Source organism: Pseudomonas sp. zfem001 (genome assembly GCF_032621725.1).
Classification (GTDB): Bacteria; Pseudomonadota; Gammaproteobacteria; order Pseudomonadales; family Pseudomonadaceae; genus Aquipseudomonas; species Aquipseudomonas sediminis.
Genome location: NZ_JAVYJI010000001.1, coordinates 1,410,453 through 1,434,928, shown reverse-complemented (window position 1 = coordinate 1,434,928; position 24,476 = coordinate 1,410,453). Strand labels below are relative to the sequence as shown.

General features: G+C 64.2%; 23 protein-coding genes. 13 read left to right on the top strand and 10 right to left on the bottom strand.

From position 1 onward, the window contains the following. Nucleotides 1-156: 156 nt before the first annotated feature. Together RTH74_RS06700 and RTH74_RS06695 are read left to right on the top strand one after the other, a co-directional pair. Nucleotides 157-1,698, top strand: a complete 1,542-nt coding sequence (locus RTH74_RS06700; RefSeq protein WP_125834935.1) for a phosphoenolpyruvate carboxykinase — start codon at nt 157-159, stop codon at nt 1,696-1,698. 251 nt (nt 1,699-1,949) lie between these two features. Further along, nucleotides 1,950-3,869: an ATP-dependent DNA helicase RecQ gene (locus RTH74_RS06695; RefSeq protein WP_316914157.1), complete on the top strand. Its 1,920-nt coding sequence runs from the start codon at nt 1,950-1,952 to the stop codon at nt 3,867-3,869. 97 nt (nt 3,870-3,966) lie between these two features. Here RTH74_RS06695 and RTH74_RS06690 read toward each other — a convergent pair whose 3' ends face one another. The 4 genes from RTH74_RS06690 to RTH74_RS06675 are packed head-to-tail and all read right to left on the bottom strand — an operon-like array spanning nt 3,967 to nt 7,405. Beyond that, entirely contained in the window at nt 3,967-4,569 is a 603-nt protein-coding gene (locus tag RTH74_RS06690; RefSeq protein ID WP_316914156.1) for an ABC-type transport auxiliary lipoprotein family protein, read from the bottom strand. Next, nucleotides 4,566-5,483, bottom strand: a complete 918-nt coding sequence (locus RTH74_RS06685) for an MlaD family protein (protein WP_316914155.1) — start codon at nt 5,481-5,483, stop codon at nt 4,566-4,568. Before RTH74_RS06685 ends, RTH74_RS06690 begins: the two co-directional genes overlap by 4 nt. Beyond that, nucleotides 5,484-6,269: an ABC transporter ATP-binding protein gene (locus RTH74_RS06680; RefSeq protein ID WP_125834939.1), complete on the bottom strand. Its 786-nt coding sequence runs from the start codon at nt 6,267-6,269 to the stop codon at nt 5,484-5,486. After that, the gene (locus RTH74_RS06675) at nt 6,266-7,405 is read right to left on the bottom strand and encodes an ABC transporter permease (protein WP_099522918.1); all 1,140 of its coding nucleotides are present in this window, start codon (nt 7,403-7,405) and stop codon (nt 6,266-6,268) included. Before RTH74_RS06675 ends, RTH74_RS06680 begins: the two co-directional genes overlap by 4 nt. Nucleotides 7,406-7,501: 96 nt before the next feature. Between RTH74_RS06675 and RTH74_RS06670 the strand changes: the two genes are divergently transcribed. The 4 genes from RTH74_RS06670 to RTH74_RS06655 all read left to right on the top strand — a co-directional run bounded on the left by RTH74_RS06670 (nt 7,502) and on the right by RTH74_RS06655 (nt 10,445). Then, nucleotides 7,502-7,627, top strand: coding sequence for a hypothetical protein (locus tag RTH74_RS06670; protein ID WP_256672402.1), 126 nt, complete (start codon nt 7,502-7,504; stop codon nt 7,625-7,627). Nucleotides 7,628-7,827: 200 nt separating this feature from the next. Further along, nucleotides 7,828-7,995, top strand: a complete 168-nt coding sequence (locus RTH74_RS06665; protein ID WP_177429652.1) for a hypothetical protein — start codon at nt 7,828-7,830, stop codon at nt 7,993-7,995. 235 nt (nt 7,996-8,230) lie between these two features. Then, a complete protein-coding gene (locus tag RTH74_RS06660) occupies nt 8,231-9,151 on the top strand; it encodes an aldo/keto reductase (RefSeq protein ID WP_316914154.1) in 921 nt (306 codons plus the stop codon). Nucleotide 9,152: 1 nt separating this feature from the next. Next, complete coding sequence (locus RTH74_RS06655) at nt 9,153-10,445, top strand: MFS transporter (protein WP_316914153.1); 1,293 nt, start codon at nt 9,153-9,155, stop codon at nt 10,443-10,445. Nucleotides 10,446-10,453: 8 nt separating this feature from the next. On the opposite strand, the gene RTH74_RS06650 is transcribed toward RTH74_RS06655, so the two are convergent. Continuing rightward, complete coding sequence (locus RTH74_RS06650; RefSeq protein WP_316914152.1) at nt 10,454-11,353, bottom strand: LysR family transcriptional regulator; 900 nt, start codon at nt 11,351-11,353, stop codon at nt 10,454-10,456. 98 nt (nt 11,354-11,451) lie between these two features. On the opposite strand from RTH74_RS06650, the gene RTH74_RS06645 reads away from it, so the two are divergent. The 6 genes from RTH74_RS06645 to RTH74_RS06620 all read left to right on the top strand — a co-directional run bounded on the left by RTH74_RS06645 (nt 11,452) and on the right by RTH74_RS06620 (nt 18,188). After that, nucleotides 11,452-12,693, top strand: a complete 1,242-nt coding sequence (locus RTH74_RS06645) for a 3-hydroxyacyl-CoA dehydrogenase NAD-binding domain-containing protein (RefSeq protein ID WP_316914151.1) — start codon at nt 11,452-11,454, stop codon at nt 12,691-12,693. Continuing rightward, nucleotides 12,690-14,462: an acyl-CoA dehydrogenase C-terminal domain-containing protein gene (locus tag RTH74_RS06640; protein WP_316914150.1), complete on the top strand. Its 1,773-nt coding sequence runs from the start codon at nt 12,690-12,692 to the stop codon at nt 14,460-14,462. Before RTH74_RS06645 ends, RTH74_RS06640 begins: the two co-directional genes overlap by 4 nt. Before the next feature lie 125 nt (nt 14,463-14,587). After that, entirely contained in the window at nt 14,588-15,751 is a 1,164-nt protein-coding gene (locus RTH74_RS06635; RefSeq protein WP_316914149.1) for an iron-containing alcohol dehydrogenase, read from the top strand. A 99-nt stretch (nt 15,752-15,850) separates the two neighbouring features. Next, on the top strand, nt 15,851-16,285 hold the full coding sequence (locus RTH74_RS06630; RefSeq protein ID WP_021487717.1) for an acyl-CoA thioesterase: 435 nt from the start codon (nt 15,851-15,853) through the stop codon (nt 16,283-16,285). Nucleotides 16,286-16,329: 44 nt separating this feature from the next. Continuing rightward, nucleotides 16,330-17,394, top strand: a complete 1,065-nt coding sequence (locus tag RTH74_RS06625) for a DUF2157 domain-containing protein (RefSeq protein WP_316914148.1) — start codon at nt 16,330-16,332, stop codon at nt 17,392-17,394. Then, on the top strand, nt 17,391-18,188 hold the full coding sequence (locus RTH74_RS06620) for a DUF4824 family protein (protein WP_316914147.1): 798 nt from the start codon (nt 17,391-17,393) through the stop codon (nt 18,186-18,188). Before RTH74_RS06625 ends, RTH74_RS06620 begins: the two co-directional genes overlap by 4 nt. A gap of 229 nt (nt 18,189-18,417) precedes the next feature. Here RTH74_RS06620 and RTH74_RS06615 read toward each other — a convergent pair whose 3' ends face one another. The 4 genes from RTH74_RS06615 to RTH74_RS06600 all read right to left on the bottom strand — a co-directional run bounded on the left by RTH74_RS06615 (nt 18,418) and on the right by RTH74_RS06600 (nt 23,081). Next, on the bottom strand, nt 18,418-18,861 hold the full coding sequence (locus RTH74_RS06615; RefSeq protein WP_099522908.1) for a hypothetical protein: 444 nt from the start codon (nt 18,859-18,861) through the stop codon (nt 18,418-18,420). Nucleotides 18,862-18,944: 83 nt separating this feature from the next. Next, nucleotides 18,945-21,284 (bottom strand): FdhF/YdeP family oxidoreductase, encoded by a 2,340-nt coding sequence (locus RTH74_RS06610; RefSeq protein WP_106733633.1) that lies wholly within the window; start codon nt 21,282-21,284, stop codon nt 18,945-18,947. Further along, complete coding sequence (gene fdhD, locus RTH74_RS06605; RefSeq protein WP_316914146.1) at nt 21,281-22,096, bottom strand: formate dehydrogenase accessory sulfurtransferase FdhD; 816 nt, start codon at nt 22,094-22,096, stop codon at nt 21,281-21,283. Before fdhD ends, RTH74_RS06610 begins: the two co-directional genes overlap by 4 nt. A gap of 97 nt (nt 22,097-22,193) precedes the next feature. After that, the gene (locus RTH74_RS06600; RefSeq protein ID WP_179546079.1) at nt 22,194-23,081 is read right to left on the bottom strand and encodes a LysR family transcriptional regulator; all 888 of its coding nucleotides are present in this window, start codon (nt 23,079-23,081) and stop codon (nt 22,194-22,196) included. 119 nt (nt 23,082-23,200) lie between these two features. On the opposite strand from RTH74_RS06600, the gene lysM reads away from it, so the two are divergent. Beyond that, a complete protein-coding gene (gene lysM, locus RTH74_RS06595) occupies nt 23,201-23,638 on the top strand; it encodes a peptidoglycan-binding protein LysM (protein WP_316914145.1) in 438 nt (145 codons plus the stop codon). Between the two features lie 75 nt (nt 23,639-23,713). Here the strand turns inward: lysM and yrfG are convergent, their stop codons facing one another. Further along, nucleotides 23,714-24,394, bottom strand: a complete 681-nt coding sequence (yrfG, locus tag RTH74_RS06590; protein ID WP_125879110.1) for a GMP/IMP nucleotidase — start codon at nt 24,392-24,394, stop codon at nt 23,714-23,716. Nucleotides 24,395-24,476 lie beyond the last annotated feature (82 nt).

Here is a 24,476-nt window from a genome sequence, read left to right as displayed (position 1 = left end):
GAACTTTTCTAAACGATAGCCGTTCTCTATCAGATCGGAGGCTGCCAAGCAGTTCGCTTTTCTGGCATACTCCCGCGACTTTTTTACCGTGTAGTGCAGTTGCCCCTGTACTACACAACGTTCGGAAGACTCGGCCAGCGGCCGACGGGGACCCTCATGACGCAAGCCAACAACGCCGTGTACACCGACATCAGCGCCGCGCAACTGGTCGAAGAAGCCATTCGCCGTGGTGAAGGGGAACTGGCCGCCAACGGCGCGCTGGTCGTACGTACTGGTCATCGCACTGGCCGCTCGCCGGCTGATCGTTTCATCGTTCAGGAGCCGAGCACCGAGGCGCAGATTGCCTGGGGCGCCATCAACCGTCCGTTCCCGGCCGACAAGTTCGATGCCCTGTGGGATCGCGTCGCCGCGTTCAACGCCGCTCAGGAGCACTTCGTCTCCCACGTTCACGTCGGTTCCGCCGAAGAGCACTACCTGCCGGTGAAGATGACCACCGCGACCGCCTGGCAGAACCTGTTCGGCCGTCAGCTGTTCATCAACCCGACTACTTATAACCAGGCTGGCAAGGCCGAGTGGCAGATCCTCAACGTCGCCAACTTCGAGTGCGTGCCTGAGCGTGACGGCACCAACTCCGATGGCTGCGTGATCATCAACTTCGCTGCCAAGAAAGTCCTGATCGCCGGCATGCGTTACGCCGGTGAAATGAAGAAAGCCATGTTCTCCGTGCAGAACTTCCTGCTGCCGGAAAAAGACGTGCTGCCGATGCACTGCGCCGCCAACATTGGCGAAGAAGGCGACGTGACCCTGTTCTTCGGCCTGTCAGGCACCGGCAAGACCACCCTGTCGGCCGACGAGTCGCGTTACCTGATCGGTGACGACGAGCATGGTTGGGGCGAAGGCGTGGTGTTCAACGTCGAAGGCGGTTGCTACGCCAAGTGCATCGACCTGTCCGAGAAGAACGAGCCGGTGATCTGGAAAGCCATCCAGTTTGGCACCGTGCTGGAAAACGTCGTGCTCGACGACAGCCGTACCCCGGATTACGCCGACGACAGCCTGACCCAGAACAGCCGCGCGGCCTACCCGCTGGAGTACGTCGAGAAGCGCAGCGAGAAGAACCTGGGCGGCGAGCCGAATGCCGTGATCTTCCTGACCTGCGACCTGACTGGCGTGCTGCCGCCGGTATCGATCCTCAACAACGAGCAGGCGGCCTACCACTTCCTGTCCGGCTACACCGCGCTGGTCGGTTCCACCGAAATGGGTTCGGGCGGCGGCATCAAGTCGACCTTCTCCACCTGCTTCGGCGCACCGTTCTTCCCGCGTCCGGCTGGCGTCTACGCCGAGTTGCTGATCAAGCGCATCAATGCCTTTGGCTCCAAGGTCTACCTGGTCAATACCGGTTGGACTGGCGGTGGCTACGGTGTCGGCAAACGCTTCAACATCCCCACCACTCGCGGCGTGATCGCCGCGATCCAGAGTGGCGCGCTGATCGGTGCCGAGACTGAGCACCTGCCGATCATCAACCTGGATGTGCCGAAGTCGGTACCGGGCGTCGAGACCAACCTGCTCAACCCGCGCAATACCTGGGCTGACAAGAACGCCTACGACGAAGCCGCCAAAGGCCTGGCCAAGCTGTTCATCGACAACTTCACCAAGTTCGATGTCAGCGACGCCATCAAGAACGCCGGTCCGCAGCTGTAAGCTGAGCCGTGTTCTCTGACAAAGCCGCCTTCGGGCGGCTTTGTCGTTTATGGCGTGGTGCTCGCGGAGCCCGGATGCAATCCGGGATGGCTGGTGACCCTTCCCGGATTTTATCCGGGCTGTACACAGTGCCCGAGGTAGGGTGCGCCGTGCGCACCGGTTCTCAACGGGATTCTGTCTGTGCGCATGGCGCACCCTACCTAACCGCGTTATGGTCAGGGACCATTCAGCGGTCAATGGAGTGACAGCGCATGTCTACCCTCAAACGTGTCTTCGGTTTCGATCAACTGCGTCCCGGCCAGGAAACGGTGATCAGCGCCGTGCTCGCCGGTCGTTCGGCGGCGGCGATCTTTCCTACCGGTTCGGGCAAGTCGCTGTGCTATCAGTTGCCGGCCTTGCATCTGCCACACCTGACCCTGGTGATTTCGCCGCTGCTGGCGCTTATGCAGGATCAGTTGGCGTTCCTGCATGCCCATGGCATCGCCGCGGCCAGTATCGATTCGGCGCAGAGTCGCGAGCAGGCCGCCGAGGTGATGAATCGCGCGCGCAGCGGCGAGCTGAAGATCCTGATGATCTCGGTGGAGCGCCTGAAGAACGAGCGTTTTCGCAATTTCATCGCTCAGGTGCCGATCTCCCTGCTGGTGGTCGACGAGGCGCACTGCATCTCCGAGTGGGGCCACAACTTCCGCCCGGACTACCTCAAGCTGCCCGACTATCAGCGCCAGTTCGGCATCAAGCAGGTGCTGCTGCTGACCGCCACGGCGACGCCCAAGGTGATCGCCGATATGCGCGAGAAGTTCGCCATTGCCGAGGCGGACGTGGTCACCACCGGTTTCTACCGGCCCAACCTCAATCTGCTGGTCGAGCCCGTGCCCGGAGGTGCCAAGCAGCAGCGTCTGCAGCAATGGCTGGTGCCGCGACGCGGGCAGGCGAGCATCGTCTATGTCACCCAGCAGAAGACTGCCGAGCAGGTCGCCGAGCATCTGGCGCGCGAGGGTCTGGCGGTCAGCGCTTACCACGCGGGTATGGCTCATGACGTACGTGAGTCGATCCAGCGCCGTTTCATGGCTGGCGAGCTGGAGTGCATCGTCGCCACCATCGCCTTCGGCATGGGCATCGACAAGCGTGATATCCGCAACGTGATGCACTTCGACCTGCCCAAGTCGGTGGAGAACTACAGCCAGGAAATCGGCCGCGCCGGGCGTGACGGCCAGGCCTCGGACTGCCTGGTGCTGGCCAGCCGCGATGGCCTCAGTGTGTTGGAGAATTTCGTTTTTGGCGATACGCCCGAGCTCGGCGGTATACGCGTCGTGCTCGATGATTTGCGCGCGGTCGGCACGGGCGGGCAGTGGGAGCTGATGCTTGGGCAGCTGTCGGAGCTGAGCAATATCCGCGCGTTGCCACTCAAGACCCTGCTGGTGCAGCTGGAACTGCGCGGCATCATCGCCCCGCGTTACGCCTACTTCGCCGAGTACCGCTTCAAGCTACTGCTGGAAGATGACGTGTTGCTGGCCAAGTTCGAGGGCGAGCGCCGCCAGTTCGTCGAGGCGATTCTTGCCAGCTCACGGCGTGCGCGAACCTGGAGCACCCTGGATTTCGACGTGCTGTATCGCGACCACCGCGCCGAACGTGCGCGGGTGGTCAAGGCGCTGGATTACTTTCAGGAAAGGGGCTGGCTGGAGCTGGAAAGCAAGCAGATGACCGAGGTCTACGCCGTGCTCGATGGCGACTTCGATGTGTCAGCCCTGGCCAACGATCTGCACGCGCACTTCCGCGCCCACGAGGCCAGCGAGATCGCGCGTATCCAGGCCATGCTCGGTTTGTTCGAGAGCCGCGAATGCCTGAGCCGGCGCCTGGCGTTGTACTTTGGTGACGAACAGGCGCCCGAGCATTGCGGACATTGTTCGGTGTGCCGGGGCCAGGTCGCGACCTTGCCGCAGCCGCCGGAACTACCGCCCTTGAGTGGGCGTGATGCCGAGGCGCTATGCGCCGCCTTCATCGAGAAGCACCAGCAGCACGCCGGCTGCAGGCCGAGCCACGAATGTCTGACGCGTTTTCTCTGTGGCGTCACTACGCCGCTATTGACCAAGCTCAAGGCACGTCAGTTGGCCGGCTTCGCCGCGCTGGAGGATTACCCCTACGCCGAGGTGCGTGATTGGTTGGCTGTGTAGGGGGTGGATTGGTGCGCACGGCGCACCCTAGGGTAGCGGCATCCATCGCGTAGGGTGTGCTGTGCGCACCGATGATCACGTGTGCGCTGCCATGCGCTTATGGCCGGCGACTGCGTTGCCCTTCGGCCAGCGTCCAGTCCACCAGCTCGCGGGACAATCGATCGCCAGCCTGGCCGAAGGCTTTCACTACTGCAGCAATCGACGTATCACTCGCCGGCTGACTAACTCTGAAGCGGCGGCTGGCGAGGATGCGCTGATCGCGCCCGTCGACCAGACGCACGTCGAGCTGGATCAGTGCCTCGGCAACGCCATCGCGATACTGGCTATGGAAGCTGCGCAGGTCGCTGACCAGCTCCAGGTCGGCCTGCAGACGTTGCTCTTCGTTGCTCAATGCCTGAACGCGGCCATCATCCTGAAACGCGTCGAGCAGACGGCCGCGCAGCAACTGCGGCGTGCGCTCGCTCCAGCGCACGCCCTGGTAGGTGTTGACCCGGCCGGGCTCGGGCAGCACGACGATGCGTGTGCCGTCGAGCAACTGGTTGCTGACCGGGCTGTTCACTCGCAGCGACCAGTCGACGCGCTGGGTTTGTGCCGGCAGGGTGGCGCCTGGCAGCAGATAGATATCCAGGGGCTCGCTCTGTGGCAGGATCGAGCAGGCGCTGAGCAGGCCGGCGGCCAGCAGCAGGGACAGGCGCTTCATGGTTGGAACTCCTTGATGCTGTCGTTGCGCAGCAGGTAGCCGGTGGGGTCCTGCTCCAGGCGACGGGAGAAGCTGCGCAGGGCGCCGAGGGTGTCACGCAGTTCGCTAACTGCCGGGCCCAGCTCACCGAGACTCTGCATGCCGTTGTCCAGCGCGCTGCGGTTGTTTTGCAGCAGCTCCTCGATATTGCGGCTGCTGCGTTCCAGCGAGGCCATCAGGCGCTCGGCGTTCTCCAGCACCTGGCTGCCCTGGCCATCGAGCAGGCGATTGGCCGTGCGCATCAGTTCGGCCGCTTCGCGGGTGGCGGCACTGGTCTGACGCAGGGTTTCGCCCAGTTCATCACGCTGCTCGGCGATGCCGGCGGTGGCCTGCTCCAGATTTTCCAGCGTGCGCGACACGCGCTCGGCGTTCTCGCGTGACAGCATGCGGTTGGCGCGATTGAGCAGGCGGGTGATGTTGACCACCAGGTCTTCGCCGTTGGCCATCAGCCGCGAAAGGGGCGAACGGTCGGCGATGATGATGCCGGGTTCGCCATCGGTGCTCTCCAGTGGTGGGCTTTCCGGGCTGCCACCATGCAGTTGGATCACCGCCAGGCCGGTGATGCCGGTGATCGCCAGGCGGGCACGGGTGTCCTGCTTGATCGGCGTATGGCCGACGATGCGAATCCGCGCCCGCACGGTACGCGGATCGTTCGGATCGAGCCCCAGGCTGATCACGTCGCCGACCTTGATCCCGTTGTACTGCACGGCGCTGCCTTGCGACAGGCCGGTGACCGCCTCGTTGAAGATCACCTCGTAGTCGGTAACGGCGCGATCAGCGCCGGCCTTGTTCAGCCACAGGCCGAACAGCAGCGCGGCGCCCACCGTGAGCACGGTAAACAGGCCGATCAGCACATGATGGGCTCTGGGTTCCATTCATTGACTCCCTACCGCTGCGGCGGCCTGTGCAGCCGCGCGTCCACGCGGGCCGTGAAAATAGTCCTGAATCCAGGCGTTGTCTGTGGCAGCCACCACGTCCAGGCGGTCGGCTACCAGCACCTTCTTCTGCGCCAGCACCGCGACCCGGTCGCAGATGCTGTAGAGCGTGTCCAGATCGTGAGTCACCAGAAATACACTCAGACCGAGGCTGTCGCTGAGGGTGCGGATCAATTGGTCGAAGGCCGCCGCGCCAATCGGGTCGAGGCCGGCGGTGGGTTCGTCGAGAAACAGGATGTCCGGGTCGAGCGCGAGCGCGCGGGCCAGGGCGGCGCGTTTGACCATGCCACCGGACAGCGAGCTGGGGTACTTGCTGCCGGCGTCCTGCGGTAGGCCGGCGAGGGCGATCTTGACCCTGGCCAGGCGCTCGGCTGCAGCGCGCGACAGGCCGGCGTGTTCGATCAGCGGCAGGGCGATGTTCTCGCTGACGGTCAGCGAGGAGAACAGCGCGCCGCGCTGGTAGAGCACGCCGAAGCGCCGTTCCAGTTGCGAGCGCCGCTCGGGCGGCAGGCTCAGCAGTTCTTCGCCGAACACGCGCACGGTGCCGGCATTGGGTTGGCGCAGGCCGACGATGCTGCGCAGCAGCACGGATTTGCCGGTACCGGAGCCACCGACCACGCCGAGGATCTCGCCGCGATAGAGATCGAAATCCAGGTGCTCGTGCACCACCTGGCTACCGAAGCGATTGCTCAGGTCGCGTACCTCGATGACGGTTTCCTGGCTCACCAGCCCATCTCCATCAGGAACAACGCCGCCAGGGCGTCGAGCAGGATGACCACGAAGATCGATTGCACCACCGCCGAGGTGGTGTGCTCACCCACCGACTGTGCGCTGCCGCTGACCTTGAAACCTTCCAGGCAGCCAATCAGGGCGATCAGGAAGGCGAAGATCGGCGCCTTTAGCAGGCCGACCAGAAAGTGCCGCAGCAGGTCGCTTTCCTGCAGGATCGACAGGTACATGGCCAGCGGAATATCCAGTGACAGCGCGCAGACCAGTGCGCCGCCGAGCATGCCGCTGAGCATGGCGATGAAGGTCAATATCGGCAGGGCGATGAGCATGGCGAAAACGCGCGGCAGCACCAGCAGTTCGATGGGGCTCAGACCGAGGGTGCGGATGGCGTCGATTTCCTCGTTGGCCTTCATCGAGCCGATCTGTGCGGTGAAGGCGCTGGCGGTGCGGCCGGCCATGAGAATCGCAGTGAGCAGCACGCCGAATTCGCGCAGGAAGGAGAAGGCCACCAGATTCACCGTGTAGATGCTGGCGCCGAAGTCGGCGAGGATGGTCGCGCCGAGAAAGGCCACCACGGCGCCCACCAGAAAGGTCAGCAGGGCGACGATGGGCACGGCATTGAGCCCGCACTGCTCCAAGTGCGCGGTCAGCGAGGTCAGGCGCCAGCGGGTCGGCCGCACCAGTATCGCCAGCATGCTGGTCAGGGTCAGGCCCATGAACCCGAGCAACGCGCGGCCCTGGTGCCACATGCTTTCGACCACTTCGCCGATGTGCCCGAGCACCTCACGCAGCACCGACGGCTCCGGCGGCGTCTGAGCCTGCTGGCTGTCGGCCATGGCATCGGCCACTGTCAGCAGCAGTGCGCGGCGTTGCTCGTTGAATTCGCTTTGTTTGCTGAGCTGGCGCAGGCGTTCGCTGCCGAACAGTTCCACCAGCAACGCGGCGCCGGCGGTATCCAGCGCGGCCAGGTCGCTCAGGTCGACGGACTCCTTGCCCTGCAGGCGTTCGCGTAGGGCCAGCACCTGGGGTTCGAGCTGGCTGTAGTGGGCCAGCGTCCAGTCACCACCCAGCCGCAGGCTGCTGGCGGCGTCCGTGCTGCTGGTCTGCTGCGAGGTCAGGTAGGGAGTGGTCATCGCCACAGCTTAGCGCTGCTCGGGCGCCTGAGGCCAGTCGTGGCGCTCACTCGAGGTTCTGCGCCTCTTCCCGAGCGACCCCGCAGGCCATTGCTGATGGCCCGTATCGCGCAGGCTTTGCAGCTGCTGCCAGCGCAGGGCGAGCGCGTGCCATGGAATCTGCTCCAGCATCACCTGCCCGATGTGGCACTGCTGCACTACGGCAAACTGGAAGACCATTAGCTGATGTTTTCCACCCCTCGGAAAGAGCCGCAAGCGGAGTCAGCGCAGCGCTGATGTGACGGGGGGGTATAGCGAATGTCCTACAAGAAATTACATAATCGCGCCGCTTTCTTTCCTGGCATTGCGCCACTACCATTTTGCGATATGTGTCACGGATGAGCCACTGGGTGCAGTGTCACCCATTACATGAGGAGTCGGCCATGAAGGAACAGCGCCACCTGCCCGCACTGCGTGCGCATATCGAGCAGCTATTGAGCAAAGGCTGGGTGATCGCCAGTCGCAGCCCCCTGACCCTGCAGAACGGTCATCGCTGCTTTCTCGTCTCCCATGGCATGCTGATCAGCGACTCTTCTTCGCGCGCAGCCTGATAACTGTTTCCCGACCGCTGCGCCGTTATCCCGCCTGGCGCAGCGGCGTTTTTGGTTACCGGATATTGCGTCCGTAGCCTGCCGTATTTCCCCTCCTGCGCCCGTCACTGCCGGCCTCCGGCGGATTCCCTTGCTGTCTTTCTCGGTCGATAGCGAATCGGTCGCGGATGTAACGCCTTGGTCTCAGCGCGGTCAGTGCCTATAACCAACCGGTCACTGTTAGAGGAGCCACGTCATGCCTACTCGTCGCCGAGTCCTGCAAGGTAGCGCCAGCCTGGCAGCGTTAGCTGTCCTGATGCCCTGGTTACCGTCCTCCGTCTTCGCCGCCGAAACACTGCTGAGCCGGGCGATTCCCAGTAGCGGTGAACTGCTGCCGGTGATCGGTCTGGGTACCTCACGCACCCACGATGTGGCGATGAGCGACGAGGCGCTACAGCCCTTGCGCGAGGTGTTGCAGGCACTGGTCAACGGTGGCGCCAGCCTGGTGGATACCGCGCCGAGCTACGGGCGGGCCGAAGCGGTGTGTGGCGCTCTGGCCGCAGAAGGCGACATGCGCAAAAAGCTGTTCCTGGCCAGCAAGGTGTCCTCCACCGGGCGTTCTGCTGGCGAGCGGCAGGTCGAAGCCAGTTTCGCCGCGCTCAAGACCGACACCATCGACCTGATGCAGGTGCATAACCTGCAGGACACCAGCACTCAGCTTGGCCTGTTGCGCGAGCTGAAAGAACAGGGCTGGGTACGCTACATCGGCGTGACTCACTACCTGGATTCCGCCCACGAGCGCCTGCTCGAGGTCCTGCGCAAGGAACCAGTGGATTTCGTCCAGTTCAACTACTCCATCGGCGAGCGCAACGCCGAGCGCGAGCTGTTGCCCTACTGCGCCGACAAGGGCATCGCAGTTTTGATCAACCGGCCTTTTCAACGCTCGGCCCTGTTCGATCGGGTCAAGGGCAAGAGCCTGCCGGACTGGGCTGCGGTAGAGCTCGATGCCACCTCCTGGGCACAGCTGATGCTCAAGTACATCCTCGCCAACCCGGCGGTAACGGCGGTGATCCCGGCCACCTCCAACCCACGCTATATGGCTGACAACATCCTCGCCGGCCAGGGCCGCCTGCCCGACGCGGCGCAGCGCCAACGCATCATCGAGCTATTCGCCTGAGATGCAGGCGCTCACCCGGCGCCTGGCGCGTGCGATCAATGCCGAAGGTGAGGAGCTGGCTGCGGTGCTGGCCGGTTTTGCCTTGTTCTTCTGTCTGTTCGCCGGCTATTTCATGTTGCGGCCGATCCGTGAGGCGATGGGCATCACCGGTGGTGTGAACAATCTGCAGTGGCTGTTCACCGCGACCTTTGTCGTCATGCTGCTGGCGGTGCCGCTGTTCGCCTGGCTCAACTCGAAAGTCCCGCGTATCCATTTCATCGACTGGGTATACGGCTTCTTCTGCCTCAACTTGCTGGCCTTCGTCCTGCTGTTTCGCATCGACCACGACAGCGTATGGCTGGCGCGGGTTTTCTACGTGTGGATCTCGGTCTACAACCTGTTCGTCGTCTCGGTGGCCTGGAGCCTGATGGCCGACGTGTTCGATGGCGCCCAGGCGCGGCGGCTGTTCGCCTTCATTGCCGCAGGTGCCAGTGTCGGTGGACTCTGCGGACCGCTGTTGAGCGCGTTGTTGATCGGGGTGGTCGGTGAGTCCGGGTTGATGCTGATGGCCACCGTGCTGCTCGGTGCGGCCATGGCGCTCAAGCGTTACCTGATGGAGTGGCGCGAGCGACAGGGCGCCGGGCGGTCTGCAGGGGCAGCCAATGAGAGCCCGCGCAGGCCGGTGTCAGGCAATCCGTTCAGCGGGCTGACGCGTATGCTCGGTTCGCGTTACCTGCTGGGTATCGGCGCGTTCATTTTGCTGCTCACCTCGGTGAGCACCTTTCTCTATTTCGAGCAGGCGCGCCTGGTGGCTGAGCTGTTCCCGGATCGCGCCGCCCAGGTGAAGGTGTTCGGTGTGATCGATTTTGTCGTGCAGGCCGGTGCCCTGGCTGCGCAGTTGTTCATCACCGGGCGGGTGGCGCAGAAGCTGGGCGTACGTGTGTTGCTGTCGCTAGTACCGGTACTGGTGTGTCTGGGCTTTATCGGCCTGGCGCTGGCGCCGACTTTCGCCATGTTGGCTGGGCTGATGATCGTGCGGCGTATTGGTGAGTACGCCTTCGTGCGGCCGGGGCGGGAAATGCTCTTCGCCCCGCTCGACGCCGAGAGCAAGTACAAGGCGAAGAACTTCATCGACACCGTGGTCTATCGCGGTGGCGATGCCCTCAGCGGCTGGGCCAAGGCCGGGTTGGACATGCTCGGCCACGGCGCCTGGCTGGTGGCCATGGTCGGTGCTCTCTGTGCCGCGCTGTGGGGAATGTTAGGTTGGTATCTGGGCGGGCGCGCCGATAGGCAGGCGGAAAGACAGGACGGGTGACTGGGTAATCATCCCGCCACCGCGACGATCTCCTCGATCAGCCATTGCAGCGCGGCATCGCGTTGGCGTTGCGCCAGGCTGACCACTTCCAGATGGAACGGGCCGAGGGTGAAGGGCAGGTCGAACAACTGCAGTGGCAGCAGCGTGGCGAAATGTCGGGCGAGGGCGGTGGGCAGCACTGCCGCCAGCTCGCTGCCAGCGACGATATGCGCCGCCTGCAGGTAGTTCGGTGTGGTGTAGAGAATCTGCCGCGACAGCCCCTGTTCCCCCAGCCATTGATCGACCATGCCGCGCGTCTGCCCACCATGCACCCAGAGGTGGCGCAGGCGCAGGAAGGTATCCAGATCCAGATTGCCCTGGCGCAGCAGCGGATGATCGCGCCGCACCGCTAGCTTGAGTGTCTCGCTCATCCAGTGGCGACGGGCGAAGCGCGCCGGCATCTCGTCGAAGCGGCCCAGCACCAGATCCAGCTCGCCCTTGTCCAGCGCCTCCATCGGCAGGCTCGGGCTGAGGTGGCGAATGTCGACGCCGATACCCGGCGCTTTATAGCTGATGCGGTCGAGCAGGCGCGGCATGCACACCAGCTCCACGTAGTCGGTGACGGCGATGCAAAAGCGTTGGCGGCTTTCGCCCGGCTCGAAGGTCTCGCCGGCGCTCAGGCTCTGTTCCAATTGGCGCAGGGCGCTGCGGATCGGGGCTTCCAGCGCCAGTGCTCGTGGCGTCGGTTGCATGCGCCGGCCCACACGCACCAGCAGCGGGTCGCCGAGCAGCTCACGCAGACGACTCAGCGCGTTGCTCACGGCAGGCTGGCTCAAGGACAGGCGCTCGGCGGCGCGCGACACGTTCTGTTCGCGCAGCAGAGCGTCCAGCACCCGCAAGAGGTTGAGGTCGAAATTGCTGAAATTCATCTGCTGAATACTTCGTATCACAAGACTAAATTTCAAAAATAGTAGCGGCTTGCTTATCGTGACCCAAGCTTTTCCCTGCGTATTCGAGAGGAACAACAATGACTCAAGTCGTCTCGCCGCTTCGCTGTGCCGCCGTGATCGGCGCCGGCACCATGGGCCGCGGTATCGTCATCAGCCTGGCCAATGCCGGCTTGCGCGTGCTGTGGCTGGATAACAATCCGCAGATGGTCGAGCAGGGCCTAGCGATGGCGGAGGAAACCTGGGCGCATAACGTCGCCAAGGGTCGTATCGATTCACTGGAAGCGGCAGCGCGACGCGCACGTATCGAGGCGGTAGACAGCTATGCGGCGCTGGCCGACGCCGACCTGGTGATCGAAGCGGTGTACGAGAACCTAGAACTCAAGCAGCGCATCTTCCGCGAGCTGGACGCGGTGATGAAGCCCGGCGCGATTCTCGCCAGCAACACCTCGGCGCTGGATATCGATGCCATCGCCGCCGTCACCACTCGGCCGGAAGCCGTGCTGGGCCTGCACTTCTTCAGCCCGGCGCACATCATGAAGCTGCTGGAGATCGTCCGCGGCGCCAAGACCGCGCCAGCCGTGCTGGACGCCGCTCAAGAGCTGGGTGAGCGCATGGGCAAGGTGGCGGTGGTGGCCGGTAACTGTCACGGTTTCATCGGCAACCGCATGCTGCACACCTATGTGCGCGAGGCACGCATGCTGCTGCTCGAAGGCGCCTGGCCGCACCAGGTGGACGCGGCGCTGCAGGGCTTCGGCTTCGCCATGGGGCCGTTTCGCATGTACGACGTGGTCGGCATCGACCTGGAATGGCGTGCCCGTGAACTGTCCGGCCAGGGCCAGGACGACCCGGCGGTACAGGTGGACAACCGCCTGTGCGAACTGGGCCGCTTCGGCCAGAAGAGCGGCAAAGGCTATTACCTGTATGCGCCCGGCAGCCGCCAGGCCGAGCATGACCCGGTCGTCGACGGGCTGGTGCAGATGCAATCGGAGCGCCTGGGCTTCAGTCGCCGTGATATCGGCAACGAGGAGATTCTCGAGCGCTGCCTGCTGGCACTGGTCAACGAAGGGGCGAAGATTCTCGAAGAGAACATTGCTGCTAACAGCCACGATATCGATCTGGTCTATCTCAATGGCTACGGTTTCCCTGCCGAGCGCGGTGGCCCGATGGCTTGGGCCGACGGCGAGGGCGTCGGCGCCATTCGTCAGCGTCTGCTGCAACTGGCCGAACGCTTCGGTAGCCATTGGCAACCGGCGGCGTTGATCGAGCGTCTGGCCGCCGACAACAAGCGCTTCAGCGACGTGCAGAAGGGCCGGGTATGAGCTATCAGGCGCCATTGCGCGATATGCGCTTCGTCCTGCACGAACTGTTCGACGCTGCCGGCCACTGCGAGCGTCTGGGCAACGGCCTGGATCGCGAGCTGATTGACGGCGTGCTGGAGGAGGCTGCGGCCTTTGCCGCAGGCGAGGTCGCGCCGCTCAATCGCAACAGCGATGAGGAGGGTTGTTACCTGGAAAACGGCCTGGTCAGCACGCCCAAGGGCTTTGCCGAGGCCTATCGGCAGTACGTGGACAACGGCTGGGCGAGCATGACCGGCCCGGTTGAGTATGGCGGCCAGGGCTTCCCACAACTGGTTGCCTTTGCCTTTCACGAGATGCTGATGGGCGCGTCGTTGTCGTTCCGCGTCTACTCCGGGCTGACCGAGGGCGCCGTGCTGGCGCTGCACAGGCACGGCAGCGAAGCGTTGAAGCAGCAGTATCTGGGCAAGCTGGTCAGCGGTCAGTGGACGGGCACCATGTGCCTGACCGAGCCGCAGGCTGGCACCGACCTGGCTCTGCTGCGCACCCGCGCCGAGCCGCAGGCCGACGGTAGCTACCGCGTCAGCGGCAGCAAGATCTTTATCAGCGGCGGCGAGCAGGACATCTCCGAAAACATCATCCATCTGGTGCTGGCGCGTCTGCCGGATGCACCTGCTGGCGTGAAGGGCATTTCGCTGCTGCTGGTACCGAAATTTGTCGCTGCCGCCGACGGTACGCCTGGCGAACGCAACAGCCTGTCGTGCGGGGCCATCGAGCACAAGATGGGCATCAAGGGTGCCTCCACTTGCGTGATGAACTTCGACGGCGCCACCGGCTGGTTGGTAGGTGAAGCCAACCAGGGCCTGGCCTGTATGTTCACCATGATGAACGACGCGCGCTTTCAGGTCGGCCTGCAAGGCTTGGGGATAGGCGAGGCAGCCTTCCAGGGCGCGCTGCGTTATGCCCGTGAGCGCCTGCAGTCGCGGGGACTGACCGGCGTGCAGGCGCCGGACAAGTCGGCCGACCCGATCATCGTTCACCCCGATGTGCGGCGCATGCTGCTGACGCAGAAGACCTTGGTCGAGGGCAGCCGCATGCTCGCCGCCTACACCGCCCGCCAGTTGGACCTGGAGCACGGCGCCGAGGCGGCCGGCAAGCGCGCGGCGCTTCTGATCCCTATCGTCAAGGCGTTCTTCACCGACATGGGCCAGGAAGTAGCCAGCCATGGTGTGCAGGTCTATGGCGGGCATGGCTTCATCCGCGAGTGGGGCATGGAACAACTGATGCGCGACAGTCGCATCACCCAGCTTTACGAGGGCACCAACGGCATTCAGGCGCTGGACTATATCCGCCGCAAGTTGCTCGGCGACGGTGGTGCCGAGCTGTCTGCGCTGCAGGCCGAGTTCAGCGCGCTGTGCGATGCCCAGGCCGAGCGCCCGGCGCTGAAGGATATGGCGACCGTCGTGCAGGCACGTCTGGGCGAATGGCGCGAGCTAAGCGAAGAAGTGATTGCCGCCTGTCAGCGCGACCCGCAGGAGATCGGCGCCACTTCGGTGGATTTTCTCCAATACTCGGCCTATGTACTGCTCGCCGGTTTCTGGCTGCAAGCCGCGGCGCGGGCGCAGGATGCATTGGAGGCGGGTAGCGGTGAAGCGACGTTCTACCAGGCCAAGTTGCACAGCGCCGATTTCTATCTGCGTCGTGTGCTGCCGCGCGCCAGTGCACACCGCGAAGCCCTGCTGGGCGGCGCGCAGTGCCTGATGGCCATGGATGAGGACAGTTTCGCGTTCTAACGCGGGTTATTGGTGCGCACGGCGCACCCTACGCGTGAGACGCCCAGCGTAGCCCGGATGCAATCCGGGGAAGTTTGCATGAACCAGTCCCGGATTTCATCCGGGCTACAAAAAGAGGAGCACCCATGCACCCATTCAGCTTCGCCACTACCGCGCAGATTCTTTGCGAATCCGGCGCCAGTCTGCGTCTGGCCGAACTCTGCCGCGAGCGCGGCGCCCGGCGCGTGCTGATCGTCACCGATCCCGGCATCACCCGTCTCGGTCTGCTGGAACCGCTGCTGCCGGGGTTTTCTCGCGCCGGCATGAACGTGCGGATATTCGATCAGGTGCTGGCCGACCCGCCCGAGGCCGTGGTGCTGGCCGCCGTGGCCCAGGCTCGCGAGCTGCGGGCAGAACTGGTGGTCGGCTTCGGTGGTGGCAGCTCGATGGATGTGGCCAAACTGGTGGCGCTGCTGGCGCATCCCGACTGCGGCCAGGCGCTGAACGAGATCTATGGAGTGGGCAATGCCCGCGGTCGGCGTCTACCACTGATTCAGGTGCCGACCACCGCCGGCACCGGCTCTGAGGTGACACCGATCGCCATCGTCACCACCGGCGAGACCACCAAGATGGGCGTGGTGTCGCCGCTGCTGCTGCCGGATCTGGCTCTGCTCGATGCCGACCTGACTCTCGGCCTGCCGGCGACGGTCACTGCCGCCACCGGCATCGACGCCATGGTGCATGCCATCGAGGCCTACACCAGTGCGCTGAAGAAGAACCCGCTTTCCGACTTGCTGGCGCGCGAAGCCCTGCGTCTGCTTGCGGCCAACCTCGATGAGGTAGTGAGTAACGGCAGCAACCGCGAGGCGCGCCAGGCCATGTTGCTTGGTGCCTGCCTGGCCGGACAGGCATTTGCCAACGCGCCAGTGGCGGCGGTGCATGCCCTGGCCTATCCCCTGGGCGGGCATTTCCATATTCCTCACGGGCTGTCCAACGCCCTGGTGCTACCGCAGGTACTGGCGTTCAACACACCAGCGGCCGCGCCGCTGTACGCCGAGTTGGCGCCGCTGGTATTGGGCGAGCAGTTGAGGGCCGGCAGTGCAGCGGCGCAGACCGAGCAGTTGATCGAGGCCCTGGCCGGCTTCAGTCAGCGCAGCGGCCTGCCGACGCGGTTGCGCGACGCCGGAGTGAGCGAAGCCATGTTGCCGACTCTGGCGGCGGACGCCATGCTGCAGCAGCGCCTGTTGGTGAACAATCCGCGCGAGATGAACGAGCAGCAGGCGCTGGCCATTTATTCGGCTGCCTACTGACACTCACCGCAATTGGTGCGCATGGCGCACCCTACCGGGCCGTCGCTATCCCTGCCGTAGGGTGCGCCGCGCACACCGAAGCCGCCCCAAGGACCATCGATGAACCAACCCCAACACCTGCGTGGTGACTACCGTAACTTCCAGCCGATCACCACGCGCTGGCACGACAACGACATCTATGGCCACGTGAATAACGTGACCTACTACAGCTACTTCGACAGTGCGGTGAATGCCTACCTGATCGCCGAGGGTGGTCTGGATATCCATGACGGCGAAGTGGTTGGGTTCGTGGTCAGCTCGGCGTGCGACTACTTCGCCTCGATCGCCTTCCCCGACGCCATCGAGGTCGGCCTGCGCGTCGGCAAGCTGGGTAACAGTTCGGTGCAGTACGAGCTGGCGATTTTCAAGGCCGGCGAGGATCAGGCCTGTGCCGCTGGGCGCTTCGTGCATGTGTTCGTCGACCGGACGAGCAATCGCCCAGTAGCGATCCCCGAGACCTTGCGTGCTGCGCTGGAGCGCTTGCTCACGACCTAGTCCGGCCTGCTAGGCTGTGGGCAGTCATTTGCCAGGGAGTGCCCATGTCCGATCTCGAGCGTGAGCAGGCGCAACAGCGTGCCGCTCGCATCGCCGCCTTCCGCGAGGAGCTGGCGGAGTTGCGTCAGGAGCAGGTGTTGCAACTGAGCGCGACACAGGAACAAGCCGTCACCGACCATCATCGCCAATTGCTGGCGCACTTTCGCCAGGCGCTGGATATCGACGCCGATGCTCGTGCGCGCCAGCTGTCGTTGGGGATGCGCCTGGCCTCGCTGTTCGGCGCGCTGGCGCTGGCGGCCGGATTATTCTTTCTGTTCTACCAGTTCTGGGGACTTTTCGACGCCTTCGCGCAGGTCGCCATCCTGGTCGGCAGTACCCTGGGCAGCCTGCTGCTGTGCTTCTGGCTGCAGGCTCGCGACACTTCGGGTTATTACGCCAAGCTGGCCTCGGTGCTTGCATTCGTCTGCTTCGTGCTGAACCTGTCGATGCTCGGGCAGATCTTCAATATCACGCCGTCGGACAAGGCCCTGCTGCCTTGGGGCGCGTTGGCGCTGCTATTGGCTTATCAATGCCGCCAGCGTCTGTTGCTGGTGGTGGCATTGCTCTGCTTCGGTCTGTTCGTCGCGGCTCGCCTGGCTGATTGGGCGGGCTGGCACTGGTGGTCGCTGGGTGAACGGCCGGAGCTGTTCATGCCGCTGGCGGCGCTGTTGCTCGTGCCGCAAGTGCTCGATCAGCGGCGTTATCCGAGGTTCGCCGCCTGCTACCGAGTGGTGGGGCTGCTCTACTTGCTCGGTCCGGTGCTGGTGCTGTCCTACTGGGGAGGTGGCAGCTACCTCGACTGGTCGACGGGCTGGATCGAGGCCTTGTACCAGACGCTCGGTTTCGTCCTCGCCGGGTTGACGATATGGCTCGGCATTCGCCGCGGCTGGGGCGAGGTGGTCAACACCGGCCTGGTCTTCGCGTTGATCATGCTCTTCGCCAAGCTGTTCGACTGGTGGTGGCAGTTGCTGCCGCGCTACCTGTTCTTCCTCCTGCTCGGGTTGATCGCCGTGCTACTGCTGGTGGTGTTGCAACGCTGGCGGCGCAACGCGTCGGGAGGTGCACGATGAAGCGGGCAGCATGGCTTGGCCTTGGTGTGGTGTTGCTGAGCAATGCCGTTGCCCTGGGCGGCGTCTGGTACAACCGCAGCGGCGAGCCCGAGGCGCAACTGCTGCTCAGCGAGCGCGAGCTGCAGCGCGTTTACGGTGGGTGGTTGCGCGATGAGGACGATGGCGTACTGCGCCTGCAACTGAGCTGGCAGCGCCCCGGTGATGGTTGGCAGTTGCCCTGGCTGGACGAGGCCAAGCTGCGCGAGCTGGGGTTCTCCGCTACCGATGAGCAAACCTTGAACAGACAGCCGGCACGCCAGGTCTGGTTGGTGCTGGAGCTGGATGGACCGTTGTACCGAGGTCAGGTCGAAGAGTCGCGGCAGGCTCTGAGCGGGGCCGAAGCTGAATTGCACGCCAAGCCAGAGAGCGAGGTGTTACAGCAGGAGCGCGATGAGCGCCAGCGTCGCCTGCAATTCGTCGAGCAACAGGCCAGCCGTTTGATGCTGGTGGATGCGGGCGTGGATGCACAGGTGCTGCGCCAGCGTTGGCCGGATCGGCAGCGTCAGGTGTTACTGGCCGGGCGTATCGAACCCTATCGCCACGCTGCTGAAGCCGGTTACGGCGCCACCATTCGCCTGGAGAATGACCGCCTGAGTGTGCCCTACGCCTATCGTGAATTAGCGCGTGGCTGGGAGCGCAGCTATGAACAAACAGGATTCAAGGCGCAGGTCGAAGTGGCCTTCGGTCGTCGCCATGAACCCTGGGTGATGGGGTTTGTTGGCGTTTCGCCGCGACCGCGCCGGAGCCAGTTTTAGCGCGGAGCTAGGCACGAGACGCGAAGTTTGGTTGCCCAAATGAGCCGTCGAGTAACGACGCTCCACGCTAAAACTGGCCCGGCCCTTCGGGTTGCGCGGGAAATGACTCCCGCTGTTGTTGCAGGACTTGGCAAGGGAATGACCATTACCTGCGTCCTGCGCCTAACCGGGAGCCATTTCTCGCGGCAACGCGGCTTGCGTCGAAATGCCAACAGACCCCAGGCATCCGTCAGTGACGGCGCCAGTGTTTGTGGTGCTTCTTGTGTTTCTTGCCATGGTGTTTGTGATGCTTGCCGCGACGATCATCGTCGTAGCTGGCGTTGCCCATGTAGTTGCCCAGCGCGCCACCAGCGCCGCCGCCGACTGCTGCACCGACCACGCCGCCGGTGTTACCACCGACCTGCTGGCCGACCACGTTACCGCCCGCTGCGCCCAGGGCGCCGCCAATGGCGGCTTCGGTACGACTGCGGCGATCCGCGCCGACCATGCTGCCGGCAGCGCCACCGAGACCGGCACCGACCGCGGCGCCAGTGTTGCCACCGACCTGCTGACCAACCATCGCACCCACTGCGCCACCGAGTGCGCCGCCCAGGCCGGCCTCGGTATTGCCGGCAAAGGCAAAACCGCCGCTAGTCAGGCCAAGGGAAAGAAAGAAGAGTTGCAGAGACTTCATGGACACCTCGATAACAGAAACCGCCAGATGGCGAGCGTTACGCCATTGACCAGCGATTTCTGTACGAGGTTCCTGGCCGCCGGTCAGCTTGCTGCGCTGCTGCCCAGCAGATTGCCGCCGCTGGCAGCCTGCAGGCGGATGGCGACGAACTTGCTGGTCGGTGTGCTGCTGCCGACGCCGGCGCTTTCCAGCGGCACCAGCGGATTGGCTTCGGGGAAGTAGGCAGCGGCCTGGCCGGCCGGGATATCGAAAGCGAGCAGGGTGAAACCGCTCACCCGGCGTTCGATGCCATCGTTCCACAACGAGCGGATGTCCACCTTCTGACCTGGCTTGAAGCCCAAACGAAGGATGTCCGCCTCGTTGGCGAAGAGCACATCGCGCTGGCCGCGTACGCCGCGATAGCGGTCGTCGAGGCCGTACACCGTGGTGTTGTACTGATCGTGCGAGCGCAGGGTCTGCAGGATCAGATCCGGCGTCTCTCCGCTTTCGCGCACCTGCGGAGGCAGCAGGTCGTCGAGCAGCGCATTGGCCTTGAAGTTGGCCTTGCCGGATGCCGTTTTCCACTGCCGCGCGCCGGCCGAGTTGCCGAGGTAGAAACCGCCGGGGTGAGCGACACGCTGGTTGAAATCCTGGAAGCCGGGGATGGTGTCGGCGATCAGCTCGCGGATGCGGTCGTAGTCGGCGATCAGCGCGTCCCAGTCCACCGGGTGGTTGCCCAGGGTGGCCTTGGCGATCCCGGCGACGATGGCCGGCTCCGAGCGCATCTCGCTGCCGGAGAGCGGTTCGAGCTGGCCGTAGGAGGCGTGGATCATGCTGAACGAATCTTCCACCGTCACCGCCTGCGGGCCACCGGCCTGATGGTCGATGTCGGTACGGCCCAGGCACGGCAGGATCAGCGCGTCGCGGCCAACGGTGAGGTGACTACGATTGAGCTTGGTGCTGATCTGCACGGTGAGGTCGCAGCTCTGCAGCGCCTTGTGCGTACGCGGGCTGTCCGGCGTGGCCTGGGCGAAGTTGCCGCCAAGGCCGATGAATACCTTGGCCTGGCCGTCGATCATGGCGTTGATCGCCTCGACGGTGTTGTGGCCATTCTCGCGCGGCACCTTGAACTGGAAGCGCTTTTCCAGGGCGTCGAGCAGCGTGACCGGCGGGCGGTCGTTGATGCCCATGGTGCGGTCGCCCTGCACGTTGCTGTGGCCGCGCACCGGGCACAGGCCGGCGCCGGGGCGGCCGAGGTTGCCGCGCAGCAGTTGCAGGTTGACGATTTCCTGGATGGTCGCCACCGAGTGGTGGTGCTGGGTGATACCCATGGCCCAGCAGATGATGACCCGCTCGGCGCGGCGGTACATGCGCGCCGCCTGTTCGATTTCCAGCAGGCTCAGGCCGGACTGGGCTTCGAGCGCCTCCCAGGTGGTGTCGTCGAGCAGCTTCAGGTAGGCCTCGACACCATCGGTGTGCTCAGCGATGAAAGCATGGTCGAACACCGCTGCTTCACCCTTGGACTGCGCCTCGCGCTCCCACAGCAGCAGGAACTTGGCGATGCCGCGCATGGCGGCCATGTCGCCGCCCAGGGCCGGACGGAAGAACGCGGTGTTCAGCGGCTCGGAACCGTTGGTGAGCATCTCCAGCGCGTGTTGCGGATGCTGGAAACGCTCCAGGCCGCGCTCCTTGAGCGGGTTGAAGCAGACCACCTGGGCGCCGCGTTTGACCGCTTCACGCAGCGGTTCGAGCATGCGCGGGTGGTTGGTGCCGGGGTTCTGGCCAAGCACGAAGATGGCGTCGGCATGCTCGAAATCGTTGAAGGTCACGCTGCCCTTGCCGATGCCCACGCTCTGGCCGAGGGCGACGCCGCTGGCCTCGTGGCACATGTTCGAGCAGTCGGGGAAGTTGTTGGTGCCATAGGCGCGCACGAACAACTGGTAGAGGTATGCCGCCTCGTTGCTGGCCCGGCCGGAGGTGTAGAACTCGGCGTGGTCCGGACTCGGCAGCGCCTTCAGATGCCTGGCGATCAGGGCGAAGGCTTCGGCCCAGGTGGTCTTCGTGTAGCGATCGGTGCTGGCGTCATAGCGCATCGGGTGGGTCAGGCGGCCCTGGTATTCGAGCCAGTAGTCGCTCTGCTCGCGCAATTGGCTGACCGTGTAGCGGGCAAAGAAGGCCGGGTCCACGCGGCGTTTGGTGGCTTCCCAGTTGACCGCCTTGGCGCCGTTCTCGCAGAACTTGATATGGCCGTCTTCGGGCGAATCACCCCAGGCGCAGCCGGGGCAGTCGAAACCGCCGTTCTGGTTGGTCTTGAGCAACGCGCGCAAGTTCTTGAACGGCTGCTTGCTGTCCAGCCAGAAGCGGGTCACGGCGTTCAGTGCACCCCAGCCAGCGGCTGGGCCTTTGTAGGGCTTATAGCGAGGATTGACGGGTTGCAGGCTCATGGTCGTTCTTCTTCGTCAGGCGCAGGGCTGTAGACCCGCGGCGTGCTGTGATGGGGCAGGTGGATGAGGTTGAGGCGATGGCGCCGCGCCCACTCCACGGTCAGTGCGGTGGGCGCGGACAGGCTCACCAGGGTGCCGATGCCGGCACGTACCGCCTTGTGCAGCAACTCCAGGCTGCAGCGACTGGTGACCAGGGCGAAGCCACCGTGAGTGTCGATACGTTCGCGGGCGATGGCGCCGATCAGCTTGTCCAGGGCGTTATGGCGACCGATGTCTTCACGGCACAGACGAATTTCACCGCTGGCATCGATGAACAAGGCGGCATGCAGCGCGCCGCTGTGGCGTGCCAGTTGCTGTTGCTCACCAATACGCTCGCGCAGTCCGGTGAGATGTTCAAGTGGCGGTAATGCTGCGCCGGGTAGGGCGGTCAGGGCCGGTAGCGCCTGTTCCAGTGCATCCACACCGCACAGGCCACAACCACTGGTGCCAGCCATTTGCCGGCGTTGCTGCTTGAGCGCCCAGAAGGCGCGACTGCTGACCTGCAGGCGGGCTTCGCGGCTGTCACCCAGGCCGCGCAACTGGATGTCATAGATGTCGTCGATTGACTGGACCAGGTCGTTGCCAAGACTGAAGCCGACGGCAAAATCTTCCAGGTGATGGGGCGAAACCATCATCACCGCCTGGTTCAGGTCGTTGTAGCTGATCGCCAGGGCACATTCTTCGGCCAGTGCAGCGTGCTGCGCGCGACCGTCACCGAGTTCGGCGTAGGTATAGGCACTGGCAATGTGCGGCTGGGCGGCTGGCTTGGCCATCGAGGCGCGCTCTGTGACAGATTGACACAGCTAAGCCTAGGCCCATGGGCGGGGAGCGTCTAATCGTTGGCTTTGATGTGTTGATCGAGCAAATCTATCAAGCGTTCGCCAGCCACTCTCGTGCCTCTTCGAAACAGGCTTGCGCGAGCGGTGAGGCAGGGGCGCTACGGCGCATGATCAGGCCCTGAGGTGCCAGGGTATGAGCGTCCTCGATGGGTAGCAGGCGCAGATGACCGTCGGTCGGAGCGCCGTCGGTCGGCAATGGCATGACGCTGCAGCACAGCCCGGCGCTGACCGCTTGAGTCAGGTGGTGCACGGCATCGGCCTCCAGGCGTACCTGCGGGCTCAGGCCGCGAGCACGGAAGCTGTGATCGATGGACTGGCGAAAGTGCATGCCGGTGGAGAGCAGGCCCAGGGGCAGGTTGGCCAACTGTTCCCAGCGCAGGCTGCTGCTGACGAAGTGGAAGTGGCGCTGATCGTAGAGCAGGCCCATGCGTGCCTCAGCCAGTTCCAGGCTGGCGAAATGCTCGCGGTCGAGTCGGTCGAGATAGGACAGACCAAGGTCGAGCTGATTGCGGACCAGGCCCTCAAGAATCTGATCGCTACTCAGCGCGTGCAACTGGAAGCGCAGCCCGGGGTGACGCTCGGCGAACAGACTGATCAGGCGCATCGGGTCGAAACTGGCCAGCGGCACCACGCCCAGGCGCAGCGTACCTACCAGGTGCCCGCGACAGGCTGCAGCTTCGGCGAGCAGGCCATCCTGTGCCGCCAGCACACTGCGTGCCCAGGCCAGGATGCGTTCACCCTCGGCACTGAAACCCTCGAAACGCTGTCCGCGGCGGACCAGTTCCAGGCCCAGCTCGTCTTCCAACTGGCGCAAGCGCATGGACAGCGTCGGCTGGGTCACGTGGCAGCGCGCAGCGGCCTGACCGAAGTGGCGGGTCTCGTCGAGGGCGACGAGGAATTTCAGCTGCTTTATGTCCATGGGGGCTCCTGGTTTGCCCGGATTCTAATGCGCGAACGCTAATCAGGGGTGTTTCCTGAACTAGACTTTGGTCTCCGGGCGGTTTGCCCGGTCATTCACAAGGAACGAGAGGAATCGCCATGAGTCTGTTTGCCTTTGTCAAAGACGCCGGGGTAAAGCTCTGGGAGTCGCTGGTGGGTCAGGAGGCACAGGCCGCCGAATCGCTCAAGGAGCATGTCGCCAAGGTTGGCCTGGGCAACCCCGACATCGAGGTCAGCGTCGAGGGCGACAAGGTCATCGCTCGCGGCGAAGTGGCCAGCCAGGAAGAGAAGGAAAAGATTCTCCTGGCGCTGGGCAACGTGGCCGGCGTCGGTGAGGTCGATGATCAGATCAGCGTGACCATGCCCGCGCCCGAAGCGCGATTCGTCACGGTGAAGAAGGGTGACACGCTGAGCGCCATTGCCAAGGCCGAGTACGGCAATGCCAATGCCTACATGAAGATATTCGAGGCCAATAAGCCGATGCTCAGTCACCCGGACAAGATCTATCCGGGGCAGGTATTGCGGATTCCCGACTAAACCCGCGCTCAGGTGCGGCGGGGGCTTGGCCTTGGCGACGATCAGCATCATTCGCGATCACCGCCAAGCCGGCTCCTACAGTGAGGGCGTCGCAGGCAGTCCGTGCACCAACTCCCGGTAGTCCTCCACTGCGGCGAACTCCTCGGTATCTTTAGGCCCGGCCTGGCTGTCTGGCTGGCGCACGGCGAGTAGATGGGCAACACCGAACTGCCCGGCGCTGCGCAGGATCGGCAGGCTGTCATCGATGAACAGGCTGCGGGCCGGGTCGAAGTCGACGTCCTGGCGCAGGGCGAACCAGAACTGCTGATCCTCCTTGGGGAAACCGTAGTCGTGGGAGCTGATCAGGCGTTCGAACCAGGGCGCCAGCTCGACGCGTTCCAGTTTCAGCGACAGCGAATCGCGGTGCGCGTTGGTGATCAGCACCACGCGCTTGCCAGCTTCGCGCAGGGCGCGCAGAAACAGTTCGGCATCCGTGCGCAGGGCGATCAGGTGCGCGACCTCGCGCTTGAGTTCGCGGATCGACAGCCGCAGCTCGCGGCTCCAGAAGTCGGTGCAGTACCAGTTCAGCGTACCGGCATGCTCGCGAAACAGCGGCAGCAGTTCGGCTTGGGCCAGCGCCAGGCTGACGCCATGGTGCTCGGCGTAGCGTTGCGGCAGGTGGGTGAGCCAGAAGTGGTTGTCGAAGTGCAGGTCGAGCAACGTGCCGTCCATGTCCAGCAGGACGGTGTCGATCTGCTGCCAGGGTAGTACGGGCATGCGCATCTCTCTGATCGGGAACAATTGTTCCGTGGCCTGTTTCGCCTTGATGCAATCTCGGCCACGGATAATGGCGAAAGCC

Excerpts from the sequence above, each read along its gene's own strand:
- RTH74_RS06700 (WP_125834935.1), top strand. The coding sequence starts at position 157 with ATGACGCAAGCCAACAACGCCGTGTACACCGACATCAGCGCCGCGCAA.
- RTH74_RS06695 (WP_316914157.1), top strand. The coding sequence starts at position 1,950 with ATGTCTACCCTCAAACGTGTCTTCGGTTTCGATCAACTGCGTCCCGGC.
- RTH74_RS06690 (WP_316914156.1), bottom strand. The coding sequence starts at position 4,569 with ATGAAGCGCCTGTCCCTGCTGCTGGCCGCCGGCCTGCTCAGCGCCTGC.
- RTH74_RS06685 (WP_316914155.1), bottom strand. The coding sequence starts at position 5,483 with ATGGAACCCAGAGCCCATCATGTGCTGATCGGCCTGTTTACCGTGCTC.
- RTH74_RS06675 (WP_099522918.1), bottom strand. The coding sequence starts at position 7,405 with ATGACCACTCCCTACCTGACCTCGCAGCAGACCAGCAGCACGGACGCC.
- RTH74_RS06670 (WP_256672402.1), top strand. The coding sequence starts at position 7,502 with ATGGCCCGTATCGCGCAGGCTTTGCAGCTGCTGCCAGCGCAGGGCGAG.
- RTH74_RS06665 (WP_177429652.1), top strand. The coding sequence starts at position 7,828 with ATGAAGGAACAGCGCCACCTGCCCGCACTGCGTGCGCATATCGAGCAG.
- RTH74_RS06660 (WP_316914154.1), top strand. The coding sequence starts at position 8,231 with ATGCCTACTCGTCGCCGAGTCCTGCAAGGTAGCGCCAGCCTGGCAGCG.
- RTH74_RS06655 (WP_316914153.1), top strand. The coding sequence starts at position 9,153 with ATGCAGGCGCTCACCCGGCGCCTGGCGCGTGCGATCAATGCCGAAGGT.
- RTH74_RS06650 (WP_316914152.1), bottom strand. The coding sequence starts at position 11,353 with ATGAATTTCAGCAATTTCGACCTCAACCTCTTGCGGGTGCTGGACGCT.
- RTH74_RS06645 (WP_316914151.1), top strand. The coding sequence starts at position 11,452 with ATGACTCAAGTCGTCTCGCCGCTTCGCTGTGCCGCCGTGATCGGCGCC.
- RTH74_RS06640 (WP_316914150.1), top strand. The coding sequence starts at position 12,690 with ATGAGCTATCAGGCGCCATTGCGCGATATGCGCTTCGTCCTGCACGAA.
- RTH74_RS06635 (WP_316914149.1), top strand. The coding sequence starts at position 14,588 with ATGCACCCATTCAGCTTCGCCACTACCGCGCAGATTCTTTGCGAATCC.
- RTH74_RS06630 (WP_021487717.1), top strand. The coding sequence starts at position 15,851 with ATGAACCAACCCCAACACCTGCGTGGTGACTACCGTAACTTCCAGCCG.
- RTH74_RS06625 (WP_316914148.1), top strand. The coding sequence starts at position 16,330 with ATGTCCGATCTCGAGCGTGAGCAGGCGCAACAGCGTGCCGCTCGCATC.
- RTH74_RS06620 (WP_316914147.1), top strand. The coding sequence starts at position 17,391 with ATGAAGCGGGCAGCATGGCTTGGCCTTGGTGTGGTGTTGCTGAGCAAT.
- RTH74_RS06615 (WP_099522908.1), bottom strand. The coding sequence starts at position 18,861 with ATGAAGTCTCTGCAACTCTTCTTTCTTTCCCTTGGCCTGACTAGCGGC.
- RTH74_RS06610 (WP_106733633.1), bottom strand. The coding sequence starts at position 21,284 with ATGAGCCTGCAACCCGTCAATCCTCGCTATAAGCCCTACAAAGGCCCA.
- fdhD (WP_316914146.1), bottom strand. The coding sequence starts at position 22,096 with ATGGCCAAGCCAGCCGCCCAGCCGCACATTGCCAGTGCCTATACCTAC.
- RTH74_RS06600 (WP_179546079.1), bottom strand. The coding sequence starts at position 23,081 with ATGGACATAAAGCAGCTGAAATTCCTCGTCGCCCTCGACGAGACCCGC.
- lysM (WP_316914145.1), top strand. The coding sequence starts at position 23,201 with ATGAGTCTGTTTGCCTTTGTCAAAGACGCCGGGGTAAAGCTCTGGGAG.
- yrfG (WP_125879110.1), bottom strand. The coding sequence starts at position 24,394 with ATGCCCGTACTACCCTGGCAGCAGATCGACACCGTCCTGCTGGACATG.